Origin of the sequence: Gallaecimonas aegicerasi (genome assembly GCF_045291545.1) — a bacterium.
In the GTDB taxonomy this organism is placed as follows: domain Bacteria; phylum Pseudomonadota; class Gammaproteobacteria; order Enterobacterales; family Gallaecimonadaceae; genus Gallaecimonas.
In genome coordinates this window covers 1871072-1889491 of the sequence record NZ_CP149514.1, presented here as the reverse complement: position 1 = coordinate 1889491, position 18420 = coordinate 1871072, and the positions used below count along the sequence as shown (strand labels likewise).

Genomic DNA, 18420 nt, shown 5'->3' with positions numbered 1-18420 from the left:
ACTTATGTGGTATTTCGCTTGGATCCTTGGTGTGCTGCTGGCGTGTTCCTTCGGTATCATCAACGCCATGTGGCTTGAAGCCAAAGAGTACTCTCAGGATGATGAATCCTAAGTGGCGTCTGCTTTCGGCCGCACTCTGCGTTGCAGGTGTGGCCTTCATTTGGAGCCGCGTGGTGCTGGGCGAAGCCCCAGGCCACGGCGGCCTTTCTTTGATGCTCTTCAGTATTGCTTTAAATGCCGTCCATGCCGTGGGCTGGCGCTGTCAGGCAAGCTGGGAGCGTCTGTTGTTCGCCCCTCCATTGCCCTGGATCCTCTGGCTGTTGGGCCTGTATTTATGCTGGTAACTACAGACTGCTGAGTAAATAGCCTTTTAATGGTTGTGCCGCTGGCAAATTGGCCCTGTTCGGGACACTATGAGTAGCAGGCAATCAGTTAGTGCTCAGGAGGCCAACAATGGAACAGCTCACCCTTGGCGGCGGATGTTTCTGGTGTCTGGAGGCGATCTTCCGGCGAATTACAGGTGTTGGTGAGGTATGCTCCGGTTACGCTGGCGGCCACCTGGCTGACCCTGATTACCGTACGGTCTGCGCAGGTATTGGTGGCCATGCCGAAGTCGTCAACCTCACCTTCAATCCCTCGATTGTGTCATTGGCCCGCTTACTGGACCTGTTTTTCCTGGCTCATGACCCAACCACCCTTAATCGTCAGGGCCATGATGTCGGGCCGCAATACCGCTCGATAATTCTCTTTCGCAGTGACGCGCAGCGGGCTGAGGCCGAAGCGGCAACACGCCGTGCACAACCGCATTATGCGCAGCCTATTGTTACAGAACTGGCGCCGCTAACGCACTTTTACGAAGCAGAAGCGGCTCATCAGTATTATTTTGAGCACCATGCAGAGCAGCCTTATTGCCAGTATGTGATCCAGCCTAAGCTGGAGAAGCTGGGACTGACTATGCGTGTGGAGTAGTGGCCATGTTGCGATTGTCACTGCTGTTACTTTTCTTGTTAAGCGGCTGGAGCCAGGCGGCCAGCCCAGACAGCGATTATCTTGCTGCCCGTGCAGCCCAGCAGGCCGGAGATGAAGCCGGTTATCAAGCCTTGCGCCGTCACCTCGGCCAGCACCCGCTAGTCAGTTACCTGGATTACTATCAACTCAAAGCCCACCTCGATGAACTGGACGACAAAGCCGTGCGGGGCTTTTTACGTCGCTACCCTGACTCGCCACTCGGTGCCTTTCTGGTGAGCCGTTTTATTGACAAGGCAGGCCGTCAGCAGCAATGGCAGGCGCTGTTGAGCGTACAGTCAATACCACCGCGCGGTGCTCGCCAGCGCTGTTATTTTTACCGGGCCAAACTAGCGGCGGGGCAATTGGCTATTGCCTGGCAAGGTGCCAAGGCGTTGTATTTGGTGGGGCAGTCGCAAGACAAGGCCTGCGATCCTTTATTTACTGCCTGGCGCCGGGCTGGCGGCTTGACCAGCAAAGTGGTTTTAGCGCGCATGGAAAAGGCGTTTGCCGCCGGGAATGGGGCTCTGCTGGGTTATCTGGGGCGTTCTTTGCATGGCCGCGCCCGCCAACAAGCCAATACACTGCTGGCGCTCTATCAGCAGCCAGAGCAGGTCGCTCACAGTATGCCGCAGCTGGCCAGTGCCGCAATGCAACGGCAACTGGTGATGCTGGCCGTGCAAAAGCTGGCTCGACAACAGCCGCTGAAGGCCTATCGGGTATGGATGCAGGCGCGCAAAAATATGGCTTTTGATTATCAGCAGCGCCGACACATGGCGCGTTTTCTGGTGCCGCGGTTGTATTCTGTGAGCGACAACGATGCGACGGCCTGGCGCGATCGGGCGGTGGGATTTTACCGTGATGATCAGCTGACTGCCCGGCGTATCCGTTTTGCCCTGGCGCAGGGAGACTTTGAGGACGCACGGCACTGGCTGGAACAGTTGCATCAGCAGACCCGAAATGAACCGCAGTGGCAATACTGGCTGGCCCGTACTGATCCGAACCCGGCAGCGCGCCAGCAACGCTATGCCAAACTGGCACAGCACCGCTCCTATTATGGCTTTCTGGCTGCCGAGAAGTTGGGTGAGCCCTTTGTGCTTAATGCTGCGCCACCACCACCGATGACCTCCGGGCTGCGGGCGATCCCGGCTTTAAAAAGAGTGCAGGCGCTGCAAACCATTGACGAACCACGGTTGGCGCAAATTGAGTGGCACCACCTGCTACAGCAATTATCCGATCATCAGCGTCAGGCGTTGGCTGGTTGGGCTAACGAGCAAGGCTTTGCTTATCTGGCAGTATCGGCGGCTATTCGCGGTGAAGGCTGGGATCTGATCAAGCTGCGTTTCCCGCTGGCATTTGAAAAGTGGTTTGACCGCTACGCCAAGCGCCAGCAGTTGGCCAAGAGCTTCGCGATGGCACTGTCGCGCCAGGAAAGTGCCCTGAACCCCAAAGCGCTGTCAGCGGTTGGGGCGCGTGGACTGATGCAGTTAATGCCAGCTACCGCCCGGCATACCGCCAAGGCGTTAGGTGAAACCCTGGCGCTGGATGCATTGTACCAACCACAAACCAATATCCGCCTGGGAACCGCCTATTTACGGCAGATGCTGACCCGCTTTAACGGTAACCGCATTCTTGCGGCTGCAGCTTATAATGCCGGCCCGAACCGGGTGGAGCGCTGGGTGGGAAATGACTTGCCGTTTGATGCCTTTGTTGAGGCCATCCCCTTCAAAGAAACCCGCCGTTATGTCAAAAATGTGCTGGCGTTTAATGTGATTTATCAGCGACGTCTGGGGCATGATGATATTGCCATGCTGAGCCACCACGAACGTCTGTACCGTTACTAGCGTTTGGCGTGGCGCTCGAAATTTTCCCTTTTTTGTTCATCATTTTTTCGTAGCAAAACATAGACTGCACCAGTGGCGCCGTGATGGCGCTGGGCGCTGTGATAGGCCAGCACTTCCGGCATCTGTGCCAGCCACTGCGCGCAGTAACTTTTTAGCAGTGCGGGGACCGGTTTACTGTGTTCACCGCGCCCGTGCGAGATCAGTACAGTTCTTAAGCCAATGCGGTGGCTGTCGCGAATGAAAGCGAACACGTCACTGCGGGCCTGTACAAAGCGCTTTTTATGCAGGTCGAGGGTGCCCTGAATGTCATATTTGCCTTGCCGTAGCTGTTTAAAAACACCGTCTTGCACGCCGGCTTTCTTGTAGGCCAGCACATCATGTGGGTCCACCAATTCTACGGCTTCACTGGCCAGATAGTTGATGTCTTCGGCCAGTTCGGTTTCGGCCGCCGCTCGGCGCGCCGCCAGACTGCGGCTATCGGTCAGACGACTGGGTTTGACGGCCACTTGCTGTGCCTTGGGTAGGCGCCGGACACCTTGCATTTCCTTTTCGAACAAGGCTTTGTCATCATCATGCATCTTGACCTCCACACACTAGGCTGTGAATGAACCGACTGCCCGCTATCGACAGTGCCAGGGGACTGGCCATTTTCGGGATCCTGCTGATAAATATCCAGTCCTTTGGCCTGCTGCCAGATTACCGTTACCTGCCTGAAGGCCTGCCGGGTATGGCTAATGAGCTGACCTGGTGGCTAAGTAGCCTATTGGCTGATGGCCGTTTTATCAGTTTGCTGTCGCTGCTGTTTGGTATGGGGCTGAGCTGGCTGGCCCGGTTGGGGCGTGGCTATCAGTTTCGTCGCTTACGTTGGCTGGCGGTAATTGGTTTATTGCATGCGGTGATGATCTGGGATGGCGACATTCTGCTGACCTATGCGCTGACGGCCATGGTGGTGTTGCCCTTTATTGAACGCAGTGCTCGCGGCCGAAGCTGGGCCGGAGGCTTGTTAGTACTGCTGGCGGTCATCAGTTTTACCCTGATGACGGCGCTTGGCGGCGCTGACCAACATATCGATACCACCCCGTTGGCTATTTTCCAACATGGCAGCTATTTGGCACAGCTGTATTACCGGGTCTCCGAGTTGGCACTGACGCTATTTTCCTGGCCGTTATTTACCCTGCCTTTTACCGGCGGCCTGATGCTGCTGGGGTCGGTGCTGGCTGAACGTGAGGATCTGCTGGCCTGGGTGCAGCGTTACAGCCCACTGATGGTGCTGCTGGGTATTATCGGCTCGGCGTTTAGTCTGTGGGACTGGCCACTGCTTGGCTATGGTATTCAGCTCATCTTTGCGCCGCTGCAGGGCCTGGGTTACCTGGGGTTGGTGTTACGCTTTGGTCAGTATTGGCGGCCCTTGCAGGCTGCCGGCAAGCTGGCTTTGAGTCACTACCTGCTGCAAAGCGTGGTAATGACCACGCTGTTTTACAGCACGGGCCTGTATAACCAGTTGTCCCGGCCGGCGTTATTGGCTATCGCCCTGGTGTACTCTCTGGTGATGATTGCGCTGTCGCCCTGGTATTTGCAACGCCACCAGCAAGGGCCGATGGAAGCGCTGTGGCGCAACCTGGCCGGGCGGCCTAAATCAGGTTGAGTGTAGGTTCGGCCATTGTGCGCTGCAGCTTTCGCAGTTTTGCCAGCAGATCTTTTAGTGGCAACCCCTCGCCGGCGGCCAGGCGCCAGATCACGGCATTAAAGTCGTTCGGGTGCCAACGCTCAATATAGCCCTGATCTTCGGGAAACAGGGCCAGTTGTGGTGTACCCAGCACCGCTGCTCGCTGCACCCAGGCCGAATCCACACCGAACAGGCTTTGCGCCCGGGCCAGTACCTGCCAGGCCAGTAGCGGCGGGGCATCTTCGTCAATGGCAAATAGTCGGGGCGACTGCACGTCATCCAGTTGCCGTGGCTTGGGGTGCAATAACACCACGGCGACCTTCGCAACCCCGGCCAGCACCTCACGGAATCGTTCTGCCAGCGGCATGAATACCAGGCCGTCGTCATCCAGTAAATTGACTGCCAGGATGGGCCGCTCGGCGATGGCGGCAAACAGTGGTTGCTCTGTTCCCGTTGGCAACCAGTGGTGATCGGGACTAAGCGCCTGGGTTGCCAGGGCCTGGCTGAAACGTTCACCTAGATGGTGCTGTGCATGCCAGGGTAGGCGGCTGGGGCCACGAAACGGTGAACTGTCAGCCAGGAGCAGCTTGTGGTCGGCTTTGAGCAGCATGGGCAGCAGTTGCCGCCAGGGCGGTAATGGTCCGGGGCTGAGATCCCATAACTGCTGATAGTGCTGGCGCCTCAGGGTGGCCAGCAGAGCCGGCCAGTGCCAGGGTGATGCGGCACTGAGTACCGGGGTGGTTAGCCAGGGGAGGGCATCAAGAAACCCGGCTTGTTCCGGCGGGCAAAGCACCTGCAGCTGCCATCGCTGACTTAACGCCTTCAGGGCCGGTAGTGCCCACGGTAAGGAAGCGCTGTCTTCTTGATCCAGCAAGCAGAGTAATGAAGGCGTCATGGTGACGTTGTCCCTTGTGTCATTAATGTTGCACTTTATTGCCATTTGTTGGGGTAAATGTTTAACTGCCCCATACAGGATGTGCAACCATTGGCTCGTTTTTTACCCGTTTTTACCTTAACAGGCATTGCGTTAAAGCAACATTGCGTGTGGCCGAACTTTGCTGTTGTTGCGCGGACCAACCAACTATTCCGCCGGTGGCGGATAACGTCTACGCCCCTGGGCCGTAGCACCGGTGTCAGTACCGGTGGTGGCGCTGCAATGAAGTCACCCAGTGTCTTTTATTGTCGAGCTACAGAACATTACTGACATCATGACTTTTGCCCCGCCTTGTGCGGGGCCTTTTCTTGGTATTTTGCCGCTCTTGCATAAAATTTCAGCGAAGTCGTTGCTGCCGGGTGCTTTTTCTTGAACAGTGCATTCAGACCGTTATAATGCTCGCCGTTGCATCGGAGAGTAGCTCAGCTTGGTAGAGCACTACGTTCGGGACGTAGGGGTCGCAGGTTCAAATCCTGTCTCTCCGACCAATGCAACGACCGCCCGTTGACGGCAGCAATCGGAAAGTAGCTCAGCTTGGTAGAGCACTACGTTCGGGACGTAGGGGTCGCAGGTTCAAATCCTGTCTTTCCGACCACATTCAGAAAAGGCAGCCGGACGGCTGCCTTTTTGCGTTAGGGAGAGTGCCATGTGGATGACCGAGACGCAGCTTGCCGGCCATGGGGCTGAGGCAGTTAGCGACTATTTTCGCAATAGTCAGGAAGGCCAGTTGTGCACTGCTGATGGCTTGCGGCTGCACTACCGGTTATTCCTGCCAGCCAAGGCGCAGACCATGCTGGTACTGGCCAACGGTCGCACTGAAACCGTTGGTAAGTATCAGGAACTGATTTACGAGCTGGGTCAGTTGGGTATTGCGGTTGCCGCCATGGACCACCGAGGGCAGGGGCTTTCCGAGCGTCAGAGTGCTGATCAGCAGCTTGGCCATGTACTGGCTTTTGATGATTACGTCACCGATCTCAATCACTTTGTGTCAACGGTTGTACTGCCCCTGGGTTTTTCACGGCACTGGCTGTTGGCTCACTCCATGGGAAGCTGCATCAGTGCGCTGTATCTGGCCCGTTATCACCATCCTTTTAGCAAGGTAGTGATGACTTCACCGATGTTTGGTATTGCCACCAAGCCGTTTCCTGGGCAGGTAGCCCGTGCTCTGGCGCGGGTACAGAGCTGGCTTGACCAGCGCCGCGGCCAGCCCCGCTATCTGCCTACGACTGGCCCGTATCAGCCGGCCCCTTTTGCTGATAATGGGTTAACCCACAGTCCGCTGCGCTATCAGCGTGCTGTACAGTATTTACAGGAACAGCCCCAGAGCCGTTTGGGTGGGCCTTCGGCGCAATGGCTCAATGCCGCTTTCCAGGCGATGCAGCAAGCCTTGGCGGTTGCCAAGGATATCCGGGTTCCGGTATTGGTAATTGTCGCCGAAGCCGATCCGATCGTAACGCGCAAAGCGCAGCAACAGTTTGCTCAGGCTCTGCCTGATGGCCGGTTAATACTGATTGATGGCGGTTGGCATGAACTGTTGCTCGAAAGCGATGATAAGCGCCAGCAAACCCTGGACGCGCTACTGGCCTTCTTTAGCCATTAACACCAAGGCATGCTGCTGACGGCCGTTGATGGCTGGCAGTGGCTGCACTTGTGCCTGATAGCCTTCGAGCTGCGCATAAGCGCTCAAGTCATCGAAAATCATTTGCCGTATGGCGGGCCTAAATAGCCAGCGCAACAAGCGTTCCGGCCAGTTGCTGGCAGCTTCCTGCTGCGTCATCGACAGCAGCTTCAGGGTGTTCATGGGAATGGCCGGCAGTGACAACTGCAGCGGGCTGTAGAGCGAAGTGTCAATCAGGTGGTAGCCGGTGATCCCCAGCACCATTAGCGGCAGACGCCGTTCACAACCTTTAAGCAGCAAGGCCTGTGCTTCTGCCAAGCCAATACCCAGTGCCAGTAACTGCCGGCGCCCGCGTAGGGGTTGCAAGGCTTCGTCACTAAAAGCATCAGCCCGGATCCACTGGCGGTTTTCATCAGCAGGAGGTGGCTGGGGGCTGACTGTCAGGCACTGAAAGTTCGCCGGTGGTGCCGGTAGCAACTGCCCCCATTCGATAACAACCGGTGGTGTGGCCGCCAGTAGCGGTACCGCGGCCGTAGCTAGGTCGGTCAAGCGTGGCCACTCTGGGGCTAATTGCCGTACCAAGCGGGGAAACCAGGGGAGCTCATCCTGAAAAGGGCTAACCGACAACCGCCCCTGGCTAAATAGCGGGTGCCGGGCTTCTTGTTGCAGGCGTTGGTACAACAGCGGGTAATCGGCTTTCCAGGTAGCCGGAGAAGCGGCCCACAGCGGCCGGTATTCACGCAGAAGTCTTATCCGTTCACTCATTGCAGGCGCTGAATATGGGCCCCGTGCTGCTTGAGCATGCTCAGTAGGCCATCGGTACAGATAATGTGAGCCATGCCAACCACCACCAGCTTGTTGTTTCCCTCGGCCAGCGCTTTGAGTTTCGGCAACCACTCCAGGTTGCGGGCCTTGAGGGTGACATCATGCATGTATTGATAAGCCGGCCCCTGGCCTTCAGACAGTGGGCATAACTGCCGCATCGGCTGAATGTCCCCTTGCTGCCAGGCCTTCAGCACCGGCTTGAGCTTACTGCTTAAGGTTTTCATGTCGTCAGCACCATCGTTGACCATGGCATCTGCGTATTTATCGGTGGCGCTAACGGCAGCAAACTGACGTTGCACTGTTTCCAGACCGGTGATCTGCCAGTGATGTTGGCGGGCAATGGCTGATAACTGCATATCAATGCCCAGCTCGGGTTGCAGGCCGGCGTGCTTGAGTGCCACCTGCATCAGGGTCATCACTGCCAGCCAGGGGCGTAAGGGTTCAAGCTGCGCCATGGGCACGCCAAGCTGCTTGGCTTCTTGGCTGAGCCGTTGATAGGCCTTGGCCGAGAGGCTGGCTTTGAGTCCTTGGGCGGCCAGGCCATACTGGCGCAGTGCCTGTTGCATGTGGCTGGGCTGTAGCTCCGAGGGCGGTACTTCTTCGACCAAGGTGTCAACGTCTGACAGACGCTGAGCAATAGCGGCCAATGCCGGTGTGCTGCTGTGCTCACCCACATGCACTGAGCCCATCAGCCAGAATCGGCCCTGGGCTACATCTACCTGCCACAATGCCGGCGCCGCCCACAGCGGCACAGGCAAAATGACAAACAGGATCAGTAAGATAGTTTTCTTTAGCATGGGCCGATAGTAGCCCAGCCCAGCTCAGGCGTCACCGTCTTTCATGGCTTTGCGAACAAACAAGACAACACAAAAGCCGATGATCAGCACCGAGCCGAGAATGGTGGCAACGGTGGCAATGCCGACGGCATCGCCGAATAACAACTGCATCCAGTGGTTCATGGTGGCGCTCCTGATGAGTAACTGAGTTCAGGCTAACGCTGCCGATGTTATGAAATTGTGATCTGGATCAGCTGTCTATTCGCAGACACTAAAAAACCCGCCGTAGCGGGTTTTTCATCGCACCTAGGTTAGTGCTGGTGGCCGCCCGGGCCGTGCACGTGGCCGTGCTCAAGCTCTTCGGCTTCGGCGTCGCGCAATTCAATGATTTCAACATTGAAGTGCAGGTGTTGGCCAGCCAGTGGGTGGTTACCATCAACGGTAACGGTCTCGTCGCTGACGGACTGTACAACCACAGTACGCGGGCCTGCATCGGTCTGGGCAGTAAAGCGCATACCGGCTTCAATGTCATCGACACCCTGGAAGGCGCTGCGCGGTACTTCTTGTACCAGTTCCTGATGGTAAGGGCCGTAACCATCTTCAGGGGCTACGCTGACATCCATCTTGTCGCCTTCAGTTTTCCCTTCCAGTTCCTTTTCCAGGCCCGGGATCAGATTGCCGTGACCATGCAGGTAAACCAGCGGCTCACCGCCGGAGGAAGAATCCAGAACGGTGCCTTGGTCGTCTTTAAGGGTGTAGTGAATGCGCACTACTTTGTCTTTGCTGATGGTCATGAATGACCCCTTTGATTGCAGATGGGTTTGTAAGGGGCTGAGACTAGCACAGTGGTGCCTGACGGGCCAAACCGAGCTGGTGTCGTCAGACTGTCATCTGTAGCTGTTAAGAACATGAAACCGCTTTAACGCTAAGGGCTTTTTCTGCAAAGGAAAAAGCCGCAGAACATCACATTAGTGGCAGCCCAGCCTGTTAATAAAATGTGGTTCTGTTAAAAAGCGGTCTGCGGCCGTGCCGCGGTCGCAGCTCATTAAGGATTAATGGCGACACAGGAAAATATCATGTTCAATAAAAAAGCGTTACTGGTGACATTGGCACTGGTAAGCCCCTCCACGCTGGCTGATCTGGTGATCAGTGAGTATGTGGAAGGCAGCAGCTATAACAAAGCCGTCGAAATTACCAACACCGGCGACAGTGCTATCACTCTCGATGGCACCGACCTGGCGGTCTATTTCAATGGTGCCACGACAACAACAGCCCGCATTCCGCTTACCGGTTCTTTGGCCGCAGGCCAGAGCCTGGTTCTGGCCAACCCCAGAGCTGACGCCAGCATCAAGGCGGATATCAGCTCCGGCAACATCAATTTCAATGGCGACGACGCCGTAGCACTGGAGCGGGACGGCCAGGTACTGGATCTGGTCGGGATCATCGGTACCGACCCCGGCAGTGCGTACACCGACGGTGGCAAATCCACCAAGGATATGACCCTGCGTCGTATTCCCGGCTCTGTTGCTGGCAGCTTTGATTTCAGCCAGTGGCAAGCGTTCGCAAAAGACACCTTTGATGGCCTGGGCTGCGCCGGTGTCAGTGCCTGCGGCAGCAGCACCGAGCCGCCACCGGTGGCCTGGCAGTGCCCTGCCAACATCACGCCGATCCCGGCTATTCAGGGCAGTGGTGATCGTTCACCGCTGGTACCGGCTGGCAGTTATCAAAGTGCCGATAAAGTGGTCACCGAAGGCCGGGTAACGCAAGTCACAACCGGCCTGTACAAAGGCTTCTTCCTGCAAGATGGCGCCGGTGACGGTAACCCGGCAACATCCGATGGTATTTTCGTTTTCACCGGCAGTGCGCCGGATCCGAGTATCAAGCCCGGTGCCTCGGTCTGTGTTGAAGGGCTGGTGAAGGAATACTACGGCTTCACCGAAGTGGCCATGGACCGCTATGCCTTCACCGCCGACGATCTGCCGGCTGTTCACACCACTGACCTGGTGATTGGTGACAATGTTGCCCAGTCCCTCGAAGCGGTTGAAGGCATGAAAGTGCGATTGACCGCCGACAGTGATATGCGGGTTACCCGCCCGTTCAGCTATGACTACTCGGCGTCGCGCAGCAATATGGAACTGGCACACGGTGGCCCGCTGTATCAACCGACTCAGCTGTTCCCGGCGTTGACCAGTCAGGCCAGCGAACTGGCAGCGGCCAATCAGGCCCGGACCCTGTACGTGGAAACGGATCAAAAAGCGCCTAACGGTGTGATCCCGTATTTCCCGGGACTCGATGCGCAGCAGGGGTATATCCGAGTCAATGACCGGGTAGAAAACCTGGAAGGGGTGATTGGCTATTCCTACAGCAACTACCGACTGGTGGCTGACAACCAGATCACTGCCGCGGACTTTGTGCACCTCAGTGATCGCAGCAGTGCGCCGGCGATCACCGCCAAAGGACAGTTGCGGGTAGCCAGCTTTAATATTGAGAACTTCTTTAATACGGCGGTCGGCGGTGCACCTAATCCGCTGGGGCAAAACCGTGGTGCCACCACCGCGGCCGATTTTGCTCTGCAACAGCAAAAAACCGTCAATGCTTTGCTGAAAATCGATGCTGATGTAGTGGGTCTGGTCGAAGTAGAAAACAATGGCTTCGGTGACGACTCGGCTATTCACAGCCTGCTCAGCGCCTTAAACGCCGAGTTGCCAGCCGACAAGCAATATGCGGTGGTCACTCCCGCTGAGGCCGGTACCGTTGGCGGTGATGCCATTACCTCGATGATCATCTATCGCCCTAGCACGGTAACACCAGTTGGGCCGCTGGATATTCTGCAGATGCCGAATCAGATCACCGTTGCTGCTGATGGTAGTGAAGATATTCACCATGGTGGCCGCCCAAGCCTGTTGCAGAGCTTCAAACGGGTATTTGATGGCCAAGCCACCGGTGACAGCTTCCGGGTAGCCATTAACCATTTGCGCTCCAAGGGCAGCAAGTGTGCCGAAGATCTCGAAGGCAAGCCGCAGGATGGCCAGGGCAGCTGTAATGAACTGCGTAACAGTGAAGCGGCGCTGGTTGCCGAGCATGTGCTGGCCAGTGATACCCCGACGCTGGTACTGGGGGATTTTAACGCTTATACCAGCGAAGATCCGATTCTGGTGATGACCCAGATCCCACCGCTCGACAGAACCCTGAAAACCGCCCATGACACCTACTTCGGTGATACCACTGCGGCGCCGCAGCTGGATGGTCCGGCACGGGTAATAAGCCAGGGCTATGGCCTGGTGAGCCTGGTCAACAAAGACAGTTACTCCTATCAGTATGACGGCATGATCGGTCGCCTGGATCAGGCGCTGGCCACCGCCAACATGGCTGATAAGGTGGCACAGGTCACTGACTGGCATATCAATGCGGCAGAAAGCAATCTGTTCCACTATGACAGCCGTTACACTGGCGATCTGGTCAAGTCTGACAATCCCTTCAGTGCTTCTGATCACGACCCGGTGGTAATTGAGTTGAAATGGCCATTACCAGGGCAACTGGTGGCCCAGACGCAGGCGCTGACCCTCAAGGAAAGTGCCGGTAGCGGTCAGTTGATGGTACGCCGTGTTGGCGGTGTTGATGGTTCGCTGCACCTGACGGCGCAACTGCGTTTCTTCGGCCACAGCCGTCATGGTCACTTCTATGCTGATCGCCGTGACATTCGCCTGGAAAATCACGAGCTGAGCTTTGCTGACGGGGAAGGTGGCGAGAAGGCCATTAACCTGACAGTACTGATGGACCGTCGCCATGAACGTCCGGAAAAGGCTGAGCTGGTGCTGACCGATGAACAGGGCCAGCAACAGGTAGTGGCGTTGACGATTGTCGATGACACCCGCCCGCGTCCGCCCTGGGCGCACTTCTGGCGGTGGCTGAGCCACTTCTGGCATTAAACAAAAAGGGGCTGTAAAGCCCCTTTTTTATATGTGATAACCGCGCTCGGTAGCACAGCAAATTACAGCGGCGCAAAGTCGCTTTCGTCCAAGCGTTCCAGATTGTCATAAAAGTGCGGCAAGCTGGCTTCCATACGTGCCGGTGCTTCAATATGCGCAATGTTGAATAGGGCTTCCCCTTCATGTACCAGCGGCAGGGTGGCCTGGCCGATGATGACACCGTCAACCGGGCTGTAAATGGCCTTGCTTTTATCTCCCAGTGGCGTGCTGATTTGGGCAATCAGTTGCTGCTTTTTAACGGTATCGCCGAGCTTGCAAGGTGTCAGCAAAATACCGGAGCCGTTGGCCCGCACCCAGCAACTTTGCTGCGACAGTTGCGGCAGCATGGCTCGGGAAAGGGCACGGGCCGGTAGCATGCCAAGGTAACGCATCACATTCACCACACCGCGTAAGCCGGCACGGATCGCAAATTCATCAAAACGCAGGGCTTCGCCGCCTTCATACAGCAAGACCTTACAGCCTACGTCAGCGGCGGTAGCGCGCAGCGAACCGTCGCGCAGTTCCGCGTTCAGGATCACCGGCACCCGGAAGGCATCAGCCATGGCCAGGGCTTCGGTGTCGTTAAGGCTGGTACGAATTTGCGGCAGATTGGTACGGTGTTTGGCACCGGTGTGCAGGTCAATACCATGGCTGGCATTGGCGACAATTTCGGTCATGAAAGTGTGGGCCAGCCGGGCACTCATCGAGCCGGTGGCAGAGCCTGGAAAGGCGCGGTTAAGGTCGCGCCTGTCTGGCAGGTAACGGCTTTTGCTGGCGTAGCCATAAACGTTCACTACCGGCACCAGTATCAAAGTGCCGCGGATGCGTTTGACAAAAGAGCTGGCCAGCAACCGGCGGATAATTTCCACACCGTTAATTTCATCACCGTGAATGGCGGCACTGACGAATAGCCTCGGCCCGTCTTTTTTGCCGCGGATCACGGTAACCGGCATCCCCATGGCAGCACCGGTATAAAGCGGTGGCAGCGGTAGCTTCAGCTCGACGCGGCTACCAGGGGCAATGAACTGGCCGTTGATCTGCACCTTAGCCTTTACCCCGGGTACTGGTGGCATTGGGTTTGGCGTTCTTTTCGATGTGGCGGATGATGGCACTGGCGACATCGACGCCGGTGGCATTTTCAATGCCTTCGAGGCCTGGCGAGCTGTTCACTTCCATAACCAGTGGGCCATGGTTGGAGCGCAGCAAATCGACACCGGCTACGCCCAGGCCCATGATCTTGGCGCTGCGCACGGCAGTGGAACGTTCTTCCGGGGTGATTTTGATGGCGCTGGCACTGCCGCCACGGTGCAGATTGGAGCGAAATTCACCGTCTTTTGCCTGGCGCTGCATGGAGGCCACGACTTTATCGCCCACCACAATACAGCGGATATCGGCGCCGCCGGCTTCCTTGATGTACTCCTGCACCAAAAAGCGGCCACCGAGGCTACGAAAAGCTTCGATGGTACTTTCTGCTGCCTTGCGGGTTTCTGCTAACACCACCCCTTTGCCCTGGGTGCTTTCCAGCAGTTTTACCACCAGCGGCGCACCGCCAACCATGCTGATCAGGTCATCGGTAGCGGTGGTGGAGTGGGCAAAACCGGTAACCGGCAAGCCAATACCTTTGCGAGCCAGCAGTTGCAGGCTGCGCAGTTTGTCACGGGAGCGGGAAATGGCTACGGACTCATTCAGGCAATAGACCCCCATCATCTCAAACTGGCGTACCACTGCCGTACCATAAAAGGTTACAGAAGCACCAATACGGGGAATGATGGCATCAGGGTTTTCCAGCTCTTTACCACCGTAATGAATACTGGGCCGGTGTGAGGCTATGCTCATGTAGCACAGCAAATGGTTCAGCAGTTTTGCTTCATGGCCACGCTGCTCCGCGGCCTCCAGCAGGCGGCGGGTGGAGTACAGTTCGGGGTTTCGCGACAGGATGCCAATTTTCATTCGTGCTTCCCTGGATCGTGAGGCGTCAGCATAGCGCTGCTGGCGCGGAAAAAAGGTGCTGAATCTTATAGCACAAGCCCTTGTCAGCCTAGCGATATTTGCTGCCTTTTCAAACAAATCCTGCTGCTCGCGGCGGCCGTTCAGGCCGCCACTATATTGGCCTTTTCAAACAGCCGGGCATGCAACCTTTTAATGGCTTGTGGACCATCGCTGTCAGCAACCAGCAAGCACAGATTGTGGGGGCTGGCGCCGTGGCAGATCAGGCTGACATTGATATCACCGAGCGCGGCAAAAACGTCGGCCGCAACTTTCGGGCTGGTATTGAGGTTGTCACCAACCAGCGCCACCAGGGCCAGGCCTTGCTGTACCTCCACGGTTCCCAACTCTTTGAGTTCATCCAGAACGGCCTGTGACAGCGCTTGTTCAGAGCCCCGTTCATCCAGGGTCAGGGCGATAGAGATCTCCGAGGTGGTCACTAAGTCGACGGAGATCTGGTGTTTGGCCAGCAAGCTGAAAGCGCGGGCCAAAAATCCGTAGCTGTAAAGCATGTCCGGGCTGGTGATATTGAGCAGGGTTTGGTTTTTGCGCAGTGCCAGGGCGGCATAGCGCCGTTGGCCACTGATTTCGCGGCGGATGACGGTGCCGCCGTTCCCCTCGAGGGTCGAGCCGATGAACACCGGGATATTATGGCGCATCGCTGGCCAGAGGGTTTTGGGGTGTAAGATCTTGGCGCCAAAGGTAGCCAACTCTGCAGCCTGGGCAAAAGAGAGCTCGGCGAGCGGCTGGGCTTGGGGTACCAGTCTTGGATCGGTACTGCACAGCCCGTTGACATCGGTCCAGATCTCCACCCAGTCGGCATCGGCGGCTTCGGCCAGCAGGGCTGCCGAGTAATCTGAACCACCGCGGCCAAGGGTGGTGATATTGCCGTTACTGTCAGCGCCGATGAAGCCTTCGGTAACCAGAATTTGTTCGGGGTGGTCAGCCAGGCTCACTTGCACCTGCTGGCGTGTCGCCGCCAGTATCGGCTCGGCATGCCCGTGGTTGGCATCGGTTGCAATCAAAAAGCTGGCGGGCAGCTGTACGGCGGGCAGCCCTAACTGACGCAGACGTTCGGTAAAAAACAAACTGGAGAAGCGCTCTCCCAACGACAACAAGCGATCACGGGCTACCCCCTGGCAGGGGCCGGCGGCATCCAGCTCCTCCAGCAGTTGCCAAAAGGGCGCCTTAAGGTGGTCGGGGCCGCCCAAACTGTCAAAAAAGTGCTGCTGACGTTCATGGATCAGGGAGCGAAAAGCACCGGCAGCCGCGTCATCGACGGCCTGGCTGAGACCAACCAGGGCATTGGTAATACCAGCGGCAGCACTGACCACGACAATACGGGTTTCAGCCTGCTGGGCAACAATATTGGCACTGCGCCGTTGGGCGGCGCTGTCGGCTACGGAGGTGCCGCCAAATTTCAGTACGCGGGTAGCGGGGATGTTCATAGCTCTCCTTGAAAACACGCAAAGAGAGCGCCTTGGCACGGGCAGACAAAAGACCAGCTGCTGAACCAGAAGCGCTCCACCTATAGGTGACAGTCAACAGGATTCAACCTGTCTGACCGATGACCTGGCGTGCCTTTGCGCCCGGTCATCTCGGCGTTGGCCCCCTGGCCAGCATGCAACGGGAAAGGCCCCTTCTGCTGGTTACCTGGCTAACGCGCCTCTTCTGATCCCAAAATAATTCAGGACTGGCGCAGTGTTCCAAAAGCGTTAGCTAAATTCAAGTACCGGTTGTTTGCTCCGTGTCGCTACCGGCTTCAGGTAGCGGCCAGCCGCCCAGTGCCTGATAGCGGTTGACGATATGGCAGAACAATTGAGCGGTGCGCTCAGCGTCGTAATTGGCGGCGTGGGCGTCAGCATTGGAAAAGGCTATGCCGGCGGTTTCGCAGGCTTTAGCCAGCACGGTTTGACCCAGCGCCAGCGCCGCCAGGGTGGTGGTGTCAAAATTGACAAAGGGGTGGAAGGGCGAACGCTTGTGGCCGGTACGTTCAATGGTGGCATTGAGAAAGTTCAGGTCAAAGGCGGCATTGTGGCCCACCAGAATGGCGCGCTGGCAGCCAGCGGCTTTCATGCCTTTACGTACTACCTTGAAAATATCCTTGAGCGCTTCGCTTTCACTGACCGCCATGCGTAGCGGATGCCAGGGGTCGGTAATGCCGGTAAACTTCAGTGCGGCGTCTTCCAGGTTGGCCCCTTCAAAGGGCAAAACATTATGAAAAAAGGTGTCAGTAACCACCAACTGACCTTCGTCATTCATGTCAACCAAGGTGGCCGCGATTTGTAGCAGGGCGTCGGTACTGGCATTAAAACCGGCTGTTTCCACATCGATGATAACCGGGTAGAAACCGCGAAATCGCTGGCTGAACAGGGTGGACATGGTATTCCTGGCTGAGTCAAAGGTGCGCCATTATGACAAAAGCCACCGCAACCCTAAAGTTTGTTGGCCGCAGGCCGACATCTTCAATGGAAGAGGGGGAACTATGGTTCGAACACTGACATTGGCTGCTATCGCGACGACCTTGCTGGGTTTGCCAGCGGATGCGGGCATGCGTTATTACGCCGCCGGCGTCGGCCAGTCTGATTGGCGGGTTACCGCAGCCAACCCCCTGCAATGCCGCCTTGAACACAGCATTCCGCATTACGGCACGGCGGTCTTTAGTGCCCGTGCCAGTCGCAAGGAAAACCTGCTTTTTGAACTGTCGTTACGTGATGCGCCATCGCATCAGGTGAAAGCGACGCTGGCCAGTGTGCCGCCGCCCTGGCAGCCGGGCCGTAGTACGCAATCACTGGGCACAGTACCACTGTATCCGCATTACCCGGCACAAGTGAACGATGATAGGGCCTGGGACATGCTCTCGGAGCTGGATGCCGGCTACCTGCCCACCTTCACCTATAAAGATCGCCTGGGTCGTAATGTGGTGTCTGTAGCCTTGTCTGCCAGTAACTTCAAGCAGGGCTATCAGCAGTTTATGAGCTGTGTCAGCAGCTTGCTGCCGGTCAGCTTTGACGATATCCGCTTTTCTGTGCTGACTTACAAGAAAAACTCGCCCGAGCTGACCCTCGACTCGCGGCAGCGCCTGGACTTGCTGGGTCAGTATCTGAAAAATGACAATGCCTTTAGTAAGGTGGAAGTTTCAGCCTATTCCGATTCCTACGGTGGCCGCTGGCTGAACCAGCAATTGTCAGAAAAGCGGGCCAGAGCCATCAAAGACTATCTGGTCAGTAAGGGCTTACCGGCAGCGCGTATCAGCACCGCAGGCTATGGTGAGAAGCGCCACATTGCCTCCAACGAGACCGAGCAGGGCCGAGCCCTTAACCGGCGAGTGGTGATCCACGTTGAACGCTAACTAAAAAAGGCGCCGTACGGCGCCTTTTTATGGTCAGTTGCCAAGGCCCTGGCCAGCGTCCTTCTTGCCGATGAACTCGATTTTGTAGCCATCGGGATCTTCGACAAAGGCAATGACGGTGCTGCCGCCTTTTACCGGGCCGGGTTCGCGGGTCACTTTACCGCCTTTGGCTTTGACCTGCTCGCACACGCCGTAAATGTCGTCCACTTCAATGGCTACATGACCGTATGCATTGCCCAGCTCGTAGCTATCAACGCCCCAGTTGTAGGTCAGCTCCAGCACGGCTTCGTCTTTTTCGTCACCGTAGCCCACAAAAGCCAGGGTGTACTTGTATTGTGGGTTGTCAGACTGGCGGAGCAGCTTCATGCCCAGTACCTCGGTGTAAAAGGCAACGGCGCGGTCAAGGTCGCCAACCCGGAGCATGGTGTGCAAAATGCGCATAATAA

The 18420-nt window shown here is 56.9% G+C and carries 19 protein-coding genes, 2 tRNA genes and 1 riboswitch; of the genes, 10 read left to right on the top strand and 11 right to left on the bottom strand.

Translation table 11 applies throughout. The features are described from left to right. Positions 1-4 precede the first annotated feature (4 nt). From cydX to WDB70_RS09345, 4 genes are all read left to right on the top strand, one after another. Positions 5-112 (top strand): cytochrome bd-I oxidase subunit CydX, encoded by a 108-nt coding sequence (gene cydX, locus WDB70_RS09360; RefSeq protein WP_406663676.1) that lies wholly within the window; start codon positions 5-7, stop codon positions 110-112. Next, positions 99-344, top strand: coding sequence for a hypothetical protein (locus WDB70_RS09355; RefSeq protein WP_406663674.1), 246 nt, complete (start codon positions 99-101; stop codon positions 342-344). Before cydX ends, WDB70_RS09355 begins: the two co-directional genes overlap by 14 nt. A 109-nt stretch (positions 345-453) precedes the next feature. Continuing rightward, on the top strand, positions 454-969 hold the full coding sequence (gene msrA, locus WDB70_RS09350) for a peptide-methionine (S)-S-oxide reductase MsrA (protein ID WP_406663672.1): 516 nt from the start codon (positions 454-456) through the stop codon (positions 967-969). 5 nt (positions 970-974) lie between these two features. Further along, a complete protein-coding gene (locus WDB70_RS09345; protein WP_406663670.1) occupies positions 975-2849 on the top strand; it encodes a transglycosylase SLT domain-containing protein in 1875 nt (624 codons plus the stop codon). On the opposite strand, the gene smrA is transcribed toward WDB70_RS09345, so the two are convergent. Further along, the gene (gene smrA / locus WDB70_RS09340) at positions 2846-3427 is read right to left on the bottom strand and encodes a DNA endonuclease SmrA (protein ID WP_406663668.1); all 582 of its coding nucleotides are present in this window, start codon (positions 3425-3427) and stop codon (positions 2846-2848) included. The genes WDB70_RS09345 and smrA overlap by 4 nt on opposite strands. A 26-nt stretch (positions 3428-3453) precedes the next feature. Between smrA and WDB70_RS09335 the strand changes: the two genes are divergently transcribed. Continuing rightward, positions 3454-4494, top strand: coding sequence for a DUF418 domain-containing protein (locus WDB70_RS09335; RefSeq protein ID WP_406663666.1), 1041 nt, complete (start codon positions 3454-3456; stop codon positions 4492-4494). Here the strand turns inward: WDB70_RS09335 and WDB70_RS09330 are convergent. Further along, entirely contained in the window at positions 4481-5410 is a 930-nt protein-coding gene (locus WDB70_RS09330; RefSeq protein ID WP_406663664.1) for a glycosyltransferase family 9 protein, read from the bottom strand. The genes WDB70_RS09335 and WDB70_RS09330 overlap by 14 nt on opposite strands. A gap of 450 nt (positions 5411-5860) precedes the next feature. Between WDB70_RS09330 and WDB70_RS09325 the strand changes: the two genes are divergently transcribed. The 3 genes from WDB70_RS09325 (at position 5861) to WDB70_RS09315 (ending at position 7049) form a co-directional block, all read left to right on the top strand. After that, positions 5861-5937: transfer RNA gene (locus WDB70_RS09325), tRNA-Pro, on the top strand. A gap of 30 nt (positions 5938-5967) precedes the next feature. Beyond that, positions 5968-6044 (top strand) — tRNA-Pro (locus WDB70_RS09320). Positions 6045-6095: 51 nt separating this feature from the next. Further along, positions 6096-7049 carry an alpha/beta fold hydrolase gene (locus WDB70_RS09315; RefSeq protein ID WP_406663662.1) on the top strand — a complete coding sequence of 318 codons (954 nt, stop codon included), beginning with the start codon at positions 6096-6098 and terminating at the stop codon, positions 7047-7049. On the opposite strand, the gene WDB70_RS09310 is transcribed toward WDB70_RS09315, so the two are convergent. From WDB70_RS09310 to slyD, 4 genes are all read right to left on the bottom strand, one after another. Then, complete coding sequence (locus WDB70_RS09310) at positions 7026-7832, bottom strand: hypothetical protein (RefSeq protein ID WP_406663660.1); 807 nt, start codon at positions 7830-7832, stop codon at positions 7026-7028. The genes WDB70_RS09315 and WDB70_RS09310 overlap by 24 nt on opposite strands. Then, positions 7829-8689: a TraB/GumN family protein gene (locus WDB70_RS09305; RefSeq protein ID WP_406663658.1), complete on the bottom strand. Its 861-nt coding sequence runs from the start codon at positions 8687-8689 to the stop codon at positions 7829-7831. Before WDB70_RS09305 ends, WDB70_RS09310 begins: the two co-directional genes overlap by 4 nt. Positions 8690-8713: 24 nt before the next feature. Then, a complete protein-coding gene (locus WDB70_RS09300; protein ID WP_406663656.1) occupies positions 8714-8851 on the bottom strand; it encodes a DUF3149 domain-containing protein in 138 nt (45 codons plus the stop codon). A gap of 128 nt (positions 8852-8979) precedes the next feature. Continuing rightward, positions 8980-9462, bottom strand: a complete 483-nt coding sequence (gene slyD / locus WDB70_RS09295) for a peptidylprolyl isomerase (protein ID WP_406663654.1) — start codon at positions 9460-9462, stop codon at positions 8980-8982. Positions 9463-9744: 282 nt separating this feature from the next. On the opposite strand from slyD, the gene WDB70_RS09290 reads away from it, so the two are divergent. After that, positions 9745-12597 (top strand): ExeM/NucH family extracellular endonuclease, encoded by a 2853-nt coding sequence (locus WDB70_RS09290; protein ID WP_406663652.1) that lies wholly within the window; start codon positions 9745-9747, stop codon positions 12595-12597. 62 nt (positions 12598-12659) lie between these two features. Here WDB70_RS09290 and WDB70_RS09285 read toward each other — a convergent pair whose 3' ends face one another. From WDB70_RS09285 to rnt, 4 genes are all read right to left on the bottom strand, one after another. Further along, complete coding sequence (locus tag WDB70_RS09285) at positions 12660-13709, bottom strand: succinylglutamate desuccinylase/aspartoacylase family protein (protein WP_406663650.1); 1050 nt, start codon at positions 13707-13709, stop codon at positions 12660-12662. Beyond that, positions 13681-14586 (bottom strand): 30S ribosomal protein S6--L-glutamate ligase, encoded by a 906-nt coding sequence (gene rimK, locus WDB70_RS09280; RefSeq protein WP_406663648.1) that lies wholly within the window; start codon positions 14584-14586, stop codon positions 13681-13683. The genes WDB70_RS09285 and rimK overlap by 29 nt, the downstream gene beginning before the upstream one ends. A gap of 140 nt (positions 14587-14726) precedes the next feature. Then, positions 14727-16070: a lysine-sensitive aspartokinase 3 gene (gene lysC / locus WDB70_RS09275; protein WP_406663646.1), complete on the bottom strand. Its 1344-nt coding sequence runs from the start codon at positions 16068-16070 to the stop codon at positions 14727-14729. 61 nt (positions 16071-16131) lie between these two features. Further along, positions 16132-16301, bottom strand: a riboswitch (Lysine riboswitch). A gap of 46 nt (positions 16302-16347) precedes the next feature. Then, positions 16348-17004: a ribonuclease T gene (gene rnt / locus WDB70_RS09270; RefSeq protein ID WP_406663644.1), complete on the bottom strand. Its 657-nt coding sequence runs from the start codon at positions 17002-17004 to the stop codon at positions 16348-16350. A 103-nt stretch (positions 17005-17107) separates the two neighbouring features. On the opposite strand from rnt, the gene WDB70_RS09265 reads away from it, so the two are divergent. Next, on the top strand, positions 17108-17974 hold the full coding sequence (locus WDB70_RS09265; RefSeq protein ID WP_406663642.1) for a flagellar protein MotY: 867 nt from the start codon (positions 17108-17110) through the stop codon (positions 17972-17974). Between the two features lie 33 nt (positions 17975-18007). On the opposite strand, the gene gloA is transcribed toward WDB70_RS09265, so the two are convergent. Then, positions 18008-18415 (bottom strand): lactoylglutathione lyase, encoded by a 408-nt coding sequence (gene gloA / locus WDB70_RS09260; RefSeq protein WP_406663640.1) that lies wholly within the window; start codon positions 18413-18415, stop codon positions 18008-18010. Positions 18416-18420: the final 5 nt, after the last annotated feature.